Genomic DNA, 8,686 nt, shown 5'->3' on the forward strand with positions numbered 1-8,686 from the left:
GTTAAAAATTAAAAATTTTATTTTTTACTTTTTTTGTTAAAAACTCCGATAAAAGTTGTTGCTTATCAACTTAAATAGCTGTTGCTATGTTACAAATTGATGCATTTAAACGAACTCCTAAATCAAATTATAATTAAGTTCTATTGCTCTAGTCTTATTTTATTCCTTCTTAGAACAAGAATCTGATGAAGTTTATGCACACTCAATACTTTTAAAGCGTGGCGCTATCTAAAAGAATAAAGCTATCAATTCACAAAGGCCCTTTTAACGCTGCTGCATATAACGGTAACGAATGCCCTTGCTATAATGAGAAAGTAAAGTCTTTAAGCACATTTAATACCTCATCGCACATTTTACATTGCTAATTTTTTGTTATATGACCTCTAAAACATTCAAGTTCATCACCTCTTTATTTTATTTCTTTATTTTTTTGAATCGCCAGAAGTTCTCCCACGCCGGCTTTGTGGCTTAAAAGGAATCCACGGTCTCCGATCGACAGTGCTTGCAGCCCCATCTTTGACCATATAGGTAACTACTTCTTCGTCAAGAGCTATTCCTTCTACAACTTTTACATGTGTATCGTCATTAACACCAATTCTTATTCTTTTCTCTATTACCGTATCTCCTTTTTTAACCCAGACGTATGCTTTTTGTTTTCTACGATATCTACTATTGCGAACTACGATACAATCCCGCTTTACACCCTCTACAGGAACAGTAATCAATTTTTCTGCTTTAATGATAACATATTTGTTATTCATAGTGGATTCTGGTTTAAAAGACAAAGCCCGGGAGGGTATTATTAAGACACTATCCTCTTGTTCTGCATATATAGTGATACTCGCTCTCATTCCAGGTCTGAACTTCACATCCGTATTTTCGACGTTAATCACAGTCTTGTAACTCACTACGTTTGCAGATACTGATGAGTCCAATACTATTTCCTGCACACTTCCCTGAAACGTATTCTCCGGAAAAGCAGCTACCGTAAAGCTTACTTTTTGGCCTGCTTTTACCGGGCTTATATCTGCTTCGTTCACAGTGGCACGTATCTGCATTTTACCAAAATCTTTCGCGATAATGAATAACGTTTCCATACTAAAACTGGAAGCAACCGTCTGACCAGCAAATACATTACAGGTAAGTATTACACCATCAATAGGCGAATAAATATTAGTGTGAAAAAGATTACCGGTCACAATTTTTAGTTGTTCCAATGCTTTAGTTACAGCTACCTCGGCACTTTTATGTTGGTTTAGCGCCACCTTATACTCGGCTCTGCTGATGATTCCCTTATCGTATAATTGCTCTTGCCTTTCAAAATTGCTTTCTTGAAAAATCGCCTTACTTCTCGCGCTGCTGAGGCCAGCAGTAGCTACTTCCATTTCAATCATTATGATCGAAGTATCAATCTTCGCCAGCAATTGCCCCTTTTTGACGATACTATTTAAATCAACATAAACAGTACTAACAATACCGTTAACATGTGCACAAACAGAAATGGTATCTAGCGACTGAAGCGTCCCTGTTGCGGTCACGCTTTTAGCGATTGCTCCGTAGTGAACGGCAGCGGTTATAAAAGTAACCTCCTGCTTGTTTTTAGGGTTTGTAAAATAGAGAATAGCCACAACTAAGGCAACAGCCAAAAAGGACAGCAATAGAATCGATTTTTTTTTCATTTCAATACATTTATAATTGAATCAAAAAGTGACTGTGGTATCTCGTGTTTTTATGCTGTAAAGCCGCTGCCTATATCGGCTGAGCAGCGTATTATTAGTCAATTATGGAATGGGAAGTTCCAATCGGGAATTTGCATTAAAAAAAATAGTAACTAACTGAATTTCAATATACTATTAAAAAATAACTCAGTCTAAATTGACTTTTTCTATACTCAAATTTAAGATTATATTTTAACAAAAAGGGCTGTAATCTTAGATTTTTTCTACTTTTATTTAACAAATAATAAAGTAGGAATTTTTATGAATAAATCGGATCAAGTGACTAGAAGTATCTTCTTTTTTTGCAGCTTTTATTCACTCTACGGTCATTGGACCACAAAATTTTTTTCTTAAAATCGATACACACAGCCGATGCTGAAGTGCCTTGAATTCCGATATCAAAAGTTTTATATCGTAAACGGTACAAGGATTTTTGCATTTACATAAGAATCAGAAAACACTACAATAAGGATGTCGTTATGCCCAGTAGAAATCTGCACACTATCGTTACTAATACCGATTGAATATTCAAAACTATCCAATTGCATTGTACTATTTTCATATTAGACTGGCATTGTACCACGGCGATTTGGACTAAAACCTAAATTCAATTAGTCTTAAAATGGAGAATTATTGTTTATCACCACGGAATAGGGTTGTAATCTTTTAAGAATTTTCCGCACCAATGTTTTCCTGTATTAATACCGTCAAACAAAGGATCCATTACTCGTGCTGCGCCGTCAACAATATCTAAAGGTGGTTGAAAATCTTCCAACTCTTGTTTCTTTTTGGCTAACTCCGCAGGATCTTCATCGGTCACCCATCCCGTGTCCACTGCGTTCATAAAAATCCCGTCTTTTGCCAAAGTCCCAGACGAAGTGTGGGTTAGCATATTCAAAGCCGCTTTGGCCATATTGGTATGCGGGTGACGGTCTTCTTTAAAAAAGCGATGAAACTTTCCCTCCATGGCTGAAACATTGATGATGTGTTTTTTTCCAGTATTGTCTTTCTTCATTATTTCTGAAAGGCGGTTACACAATACAAATGGCGCCACTGAGTTAACGAGCTGCACTTCAATCATTTCTGTCGTTTCTATTTGTCCCAATCTTAAACGCCAACTATTCGTCTTTCTTAAATCCACCTGCTGTAAATCGGCATCCAACTCTCCTTCTGGAAATACTTCATTTGCCACTAATGTATTGTCAAAGCTATACGGAATCTGGGATAATTTGGCGGAAGCCCGTAAACCAATTCCAGGTTCCGGCCCGTGCCAAGTAACCGGCATATTTTGATTAGAAGAAGCTCCCGTTGTCAACACTTTTAGTTCCTGCAAACAAGCTGCGTGGTCTAGTAACAAATCCTGAGCCTGTTTTGATAACGAGCTAATATGAGCCTCTTCGTTTGCCATTAAATGAGTATAGAATCCCGCTGGTCGTCTCACCGTTTGTGCTGCATTATTGATAAGAATATCGAGACGCTCGTATTTTTGTTCTATAAAATTGCAAAAAATCTCTACACTAGGAATGTGTCGTAAATCCAAACCATGAATTTTTAAGCGGTGCCCCCACTCTACAAAATCTTCTTCTTTAGAAAAACGCAAAGCCGAATCCACTGGAAAACGAGTTGTTGCAATAACGGTCGCTCCTCCACGCAAAAGCATTAAGGTAATGTGGTAGCCAATTTTTAATCTGGAACCCGTTATAATCGCTATTTGTCCCTTTACATCTGCTGTTTGGAAACGTTTGGCATAATTAAAATCTCCACAATCAGTACACATGGTATCATAGAAGTGGTGCAATTTAGTAAATGGGGCTTTACAGACGTAACAATTCCTGGGGGTTTCCAGTTCTAATTGTTCTTTGGTAGCGAGATCATCAAAAGCTACTAGTTTTGGCGCCATGAAGATACTCGCTTCCCGGGCATGTCTTATTCCAGTTTCTTTACGCGCGGTCTTGTCTTGCTTTTCCTTTTTGCGTTTGGCCACTAATCTTCCCTCTTTTTTTCGTCGGGAAAATTCGTCTCGATCTGGTCTTGAAAACATTCCAGCCGCTTTTATCAAGGCCGTCCTTTGGTCTTTCTCAATATCGAATATCTCGTCGGTATTCGAATTTAATTGTACCAATATGGAGATGCATCTCTCAATTTCATTTGGAGTTATTGCGGTCTTAGGCATTATTTCCTCTTTCGTCATCATAAAAAAACGGGAATCAGTCTTGGCGAAAATACCAAGGGCGCAAATATAGTTTTAAAATAGTTCGCTTACTCCCTTTTTTTCTGATCGTCTAAACGGGTCCAAAAGTTTAGGTAAACTCGTCCATTTCATCAAAGTATTGTGTTATCACAATGGCATCGACATTATATTATTTAGGTAAAGAATAATCTCTAAATGCGACCGTACAATGTTTTTCAAAACTCTCCTTTTTTCCTATATTTGCAGCCAAGGCTAAGCAATTCCAGCTACAGTGAAATCCTTTAATCAGAACAAAAAAAATGATAGCCCTTTTAGGCAATACAAGAACAATTTCTTCTAATCTCAATTTTTTTAAAAACCTGACCACAATGGCTACCGCAATTTTTGCAAGTTCGTTCTTTGCCAGCGCATCACCACTTTTTGATCCTGTTTTAGAAAACGAAAATACTCCAGAGCAAATTATGAAATTTTGACAATGAAGTACCTTTTTTCAGCTGCTGGCGCAGCTACTCGTCTAACTAACTTAACAGAGTGTTTTGAAAAAAAATCAATAAATATAAAACGAATTTTAACTTTTAATATATAATTATAATGACATCTTTTACTAAACAATTATCCTTGCGTTGGTCTGATTTAGATCCTAACTTTCATGTGCGTCACAGCGCGTATTACGATTTTGGTGCTCAGCATCGTATCGAGATTCTGGAAAGTCTTGGCTTGACTATGAAAGTTTTACAGACGAATCATTTTGGTCCGATACTTTTCAGAGAGGAATGCATTTTCAGAAAAGAAATCGGGCTTTCCGACACTCTATTTATACATACCAAAATTTCCAAAATGAGATCCGATGCTTCGCGATGGTCTATTGTACACGAACTGAAGAATGAACAAGATACCTTGTGTGCCACAATAACCGTGGATGGTGCGTGGATGGACACAAAGCTCCGAAAAATAGCCAACCCAACTCCAGATATAGCGCTGGAAGCCATGAGCAATATTCCAAAAACAGCCGATTTTATTGAACTTTAAATTAGTGAGGTTCCAAACCCTATTCTTACTTTAATACAGAATTGAAACGTTAGAAATATCAACAAAAAGACTGATAATCATTGATAATCAGTCTTTTTTATTTATATTAGTCCAACAGAATAAAAAGAACTATTTTCCTATATCCCCACAACTGCTTTGAGCAACTAAACTACTCTCATCACAGCATTTTACATTTTTAATAGGTTATCTTAGATAGCAGCTATAAACAGATGGTAGATGTGACTTTGGGTATCAATAATAAAAAGGCAAATGAAAAGAAAAATTGGCATTGTGTTATCAGGAGGTGGCGCCAGAGGTATTGCACACTTAGGTATTTTAAAAGCGTTGGAAGAATTTGGAATTGTACCCACTCATGTTTCAGGAACCAGCGCAGGTGCAATTGCAGGTGCATTTTACGCAGCTGGCTATTCTATCCCTGAAATTGTAAGCATCTTAAAAAAAGGACAGATCTTTAATTTTTCTAATATTTTGATAAAGAGACAGGGCCTGTTTGCTATGAAAGGATTTCATGATATTTATAAAGAATATTTCCCCACTGATTCTTTTGAGGACCTCAACATACCATTATACATAGCTGCTACCGATATTTTAAAAGGCGAATTAATTTACTTTTCATCAGGAAACCTATCCCAATCGCTGATGGCTTCTTCCTGTATCCCTATGTTGTTCCAACCCATACATTATAAGGACACGCTGTTTGTGGACGGCGGGGTGCTCAATAATTTCCCCACAGAACCCTTAACGGGGCAATGTGACATCATCATAGGCAGTTATGTCAATTCAATCAAGAAAGAGGTAGATCAGGTTCATATGAATAATGTCATGGACCGTTGTTTTCATTTGGCCATGAAAGGTTCTGTTCAAAGTAAAATAGACAGTTGCTCTTTATACATTGAACCACCAAACATGAGTCAGTTTAGCATTTTCAATATGAAAAGAGCTGATGAAATCTTTGATTATGGCTATAAATATGCTCGTACTTTCGAAAAACAGATAAAAGAACTCAACATTTAGGTAATACGAATTTGAACATTGTACTTTCTAGATTTGCTGCTTTACTAAATCGCAAGAACAAGTGTTTTAAAATAAACCACTGTCTTTTTTTTCGATACAAACACAAAATGTTAAGAAAAAAATCTGACTTGAAGAATTAGCCGATAATTTTTTTATCCGTATCGTAATTGGTATTTTTGCAGTATGCTTATTGAATCTTGTTACTTATTGAAATCAATAGAAAAGTAGCAGTAATTCTTGAGCCCAGATGAATATCTTATTTATCTAATAATGGCTCCAAAAATTAATTGAAAATGAAAACTATTCACTATTTAATATTAACTTGTGTTATAGCTGTCTTTAGCGCTTGCAAAGGACAAAATAAAGAAACAGAACCAATGGAACAAACGCCGCTATTTACAAATGAACTCATCCATGAAACCAGTCCCTATTTATTGCAACACGCCCATAATCCGGTGAATTGGTATCCTTGGGGTGAAAAGGCACTTCAAAAAGCCAAAGAAGAAAATAAGCTCGTAATTATAAGCATAGGCTATGCTGCTTGTCACTGGTGCCATGTTATGGAAAAGGAAAGCTTTGAAGATGTGGCTGTCGCCAAATATATGAATGATCATTTTGTTTGCATCAAAGTGGATCGAGAAGAGCGTCCTGACGTAGATCAGGTGTATATGACTGCCGCTCAATTGCTAACCGGCAGTGGCGGATGGCCCTTAAATGCTTTAGCTTTATCAAACGGAAAACCGTTTTTTGCAGGAACCTATTTTCCTAAAGAGAACTGGCTCGAGATGCTCCGTTATTTTGTCGAGATGCAGAATAAAACACCTCAAGCACTGATTGACCAAGCCCAAAAAGTGACGGAAGGTGTGAAAAATGCCGAAAATGTTTCTTTTGTGGAGGAATCAGCAATTGCTTCCATTAGCGATTTGAATTCCATTTTTAAAAAATGGGAACCTCGGATTGATTTTGATAAAGGCGGCAGACACAGCGCACCAAAATTTCCGATGCCGGCCAACTGGGAGTATTTACTACAATACCACCAATTGACTGATAATTCCAAAGCCTTAAAAGCCGTTACCGCCACGTTAGACAATATGGCTTTTGGAGGGATTTATGATCAACTTGGCGGTGGATTCTCCCGTTATTCCACTGATGAAGACTGGCTCGTTCCCCATTTTGAAAAAATGCTTTATGATAATGCCCAACTAGTTAGTTTGTACAGCCATGCCTACCAATTGACTAAAAACCCCATATACAAAACAGTTGTTTATGAAACCCTTGACTTTATTGAAAAAGAGTTGACAGCTCCTGGAGGAGGATTTTATTCGTCCTTAGATGCGGACAGTGAAGGAGAAGAAGGTAAATACTACGTTTGGACTGCTGAAGAACTTACTGCTATTTTAGGACAAGAAGCCCCCCTATTTTCTGATTATTACAACAGTACAACAAATGGAAATTGGGAAGACAAAAAAAATATTTTGTTTCGAAAATCTTCTGATAAAGCAATAGCCACAAAATACAAAATTTCATTAGAAACCCTTGAAAGTAAAATTAAAGAAAGTAGCGCTAAATTGCTAAATGCCCGTACTAAACGAGTGAAACCAAGACTGGACGATAAGATTCTAACAGCATGGAATGGTTTAATGCTAAAAGGGTACATTGATGCCTATCGCGCCTTTAACGAACCTGCTTTTTTAAATAAGGCTATCAAAAACGCTAATTTTTTAGCTAGGGAAACCATCACCGATTCCAATGAAATAATGCGCAATTACAAAAATAATAAAGCTACAATTCATGGTCTCTTGGACGATTATGCTTTTACGATTTCAGCATTTATCGATTTATATCAGGCTACTTTTAATGAAAAGTGGTTGTATAAAGCAAAAGAAGTGAATGATTATGCAGTCACCCATTTTTATGACACCAAATCGGGGATGTTTTTTTACACACACAACAACCACTCAAATTTGATTGCTCGAAAAATGGAAGTGGCTGATAACGTAATCCCTTCATCTAATTCTGAAATGGCGAGAAATCTGTTCTTTTTAGGACTATACTTCGATAATGCGAATTATACCCAGAAATCCAAGCAAATGCTCACAAACGTACAGCAAGATGTCCACAATAACATTCAGTATTATTCCAATTGGGGACGTTTAGAAATGCTTTTTATAAAGCAACCTTTTGAGATTGCTGTTGTAGGTCCCAATTTTGAAAACGTCAGGAAAACTTTCGATAAAAAGTATCTTCCTAATGCCATTTTTCTAGGTGGAAAAACCGAAGGGACATTGGCACTGCTTGAAGGAAAATTAACCAAGGAAGAAACTGTCATTTATGTCTGTCAGAATAAATCATGTCAACGCCCCACCACTGACGTTGGAGAAGCTCTAAAACAGTTACAATAAAACTTTAACCACCATAAAAAAGCAAATTTCTAGGCTGTTGTGAATTACAACTCATCTGATTGTTCCGAAGCTCTGGGATTAGTGGTTCTAATTTGCATCCTTAATGGAATTCGAGAGCCAAAACATATCGAACGCTTTTCTTCAATCAATTGTTCTCTATGTACTGTAAGCGCAATAAATTATTTTATAAAACGGTTTGCAAAGTCGCTTTAAAAATAACTTCCAGCGACAAGGTAGAGCTACACTAAACTCAATTCAAGTTTTACACTAGCTCTAGAGTACTATAAAAGTTGACAAGTAGCAAAAAAAGT

Annotated in this window: 6 protein-coding genes; 4 read left to right on the plus strand and 2 right to left on the minus strand. The window is 36.8% G+C overall.

Annotated features, from left to right (window positions below; all coding sequences use genetic code 11):
* Nucleotides 1-422: 422 nt before the first annotated feature.
* Nucleotides 423-1,679: an efflux RND transporter periplasmic adaptor subunit gene (locus A3SG_RS0116275; RefSeq protein WP_016991067.1), complete on the minus strand. Its 1,257-nt coding sequence runs from the start codon at nucleotides 1,677-1,679 to the stop codon at nucleotides 423-425.
* A 679-nt stretch (nucleotides 1,680-2,358) separates the two neighbouring features.
* A complete protein-coding gene (locus A3SG_RS0116280; protein WP_410501002.1) occupies nucleotides 2,359-3,891 on the minus strand; it encodes an SDR family NAD(P)-dependent oxidoreductase in 1,533 nt (510 codons plus the stop codon).
* Between the two features lie 317 nt (nucleotides 3,892-4,208).
* On the opposite strand from A3SG_RS0116280, the gene A3SG_RS21700 reads away from it, so the two are divergent.
* The 4 genes from A3SG_RS21700 to A3SG_RS0116300 all read left to right on the plus strand — a co-directional run bounded on the left by A3SG_RS21700 (nucleotide 4,209) and on the right by A3SG_RS0116300 (nucleotide 8,375).
* A complete protein-coding gene (locus A3SG_RS21700; RefSeq protein WP_016991069.1) occupies nucleotides 4,209-4,382 on the plus strand; it encodes a hypothetical protein in 174 nt (57 codons plus the stop codon).
* Nucleotides 4,383-4,500: 118 nt separating this feature from the next.
* The gene (locus A3SG_RS0116290; RefSeq protein ID WP_016991070.1) at nucleotides 4,501-4,938 is read left to right on the plus strand and encodes an acyl-CoA thioesterase; all 438 of its coding nucleotides are present in this window, start codon (nucleotides 4,501-4,503) and stop codon (nucleotides 4,936-4,938) included.
* A gap of 270 nt (nucleotides 4,939-5,208) precedes the next feature.
* Nucleotides 5,209-5,973: a patatin-like phospholipase family protein gene (locus A3SG_RS20185; protein ID WP_016991071.1), complete on the plus strand. Its 765-nt coding sequence runs from the start codon at nucleotides 5,209-5,211 to the stop codon at nucleotides 5,971-5,973.
* 293 nt (nucleotides 5,974-6,266) lie between these two features.
* Nucleotides 6,267-8,375 (plus strand): thioredoxin domain-containing protein, encoded by a 2,109-nt coding sequence (locus A3SG_RS0116300; RefSeq protein WP_016991072.1) that lies wholly within the window; start codon nucleotides 6,267-6,269, stop codon nucleotides 8,373-8,375.
* Nucleotides 8,376-8,686 lie beyond the last annotated feature (311 nt).

It is taken from the genome of Flavobacterium sp. ACAM 123 (assembly GCF_000264055.1).
In the GTDB taxonomy this organism is placed as follows: domain Bacteria; phylum Bacteroidota; class Bacteroidia; order Flavobacteriales; family Flavobacteriaceae; genus Flavobacterium.

Bases quoted from the DNA above. Each gene is read 5' to 3' on its own strand.
- A3SG_RS20185 (WP_016991071.1), top strand. From the start codon at position 5,209: ATGAAAAGAAAAATTGGCATTGTGTTATCAGGAGGTGGCGCCAGAGGT.
- A3SG_RS0116300 (WP_016991072.1), top strand. From the start codon at position 6,267: ATGAAAACTATTCACTATTTAATATTAACTTGTGTTATAGCTGTCTTT.
- A3SG_RS0116290 (WP_016991070.1), top strand. From the start codon at position 4,501: ATGACATCTTTTACTAAACAATTATCCTTGCGTTGGTCTGATTTAGAT.
- A3SG_RS0116280 (WP_410501002.1), bottom strand. From the start codon at position 3,891: ATGCCTAAGACCGCAATAACTCCAAATGAAATTGAGAGATGCATCTCC.
- A3SG_RS0116275 (WP_016991067.1), bottom strand. From the start codon at position 1,679: ATGAAAAAAAAATCGATTCTATTGCTGTCCTTTTTGGCTGTTGCCTTA.
- A3SG_RS21700 (WP_016991069.1), top strand. From the start codon at position 4,209: ATGATAGCCCTTTTAGGCAATACAAGAACAATTTCTTCTAATCTCAAT.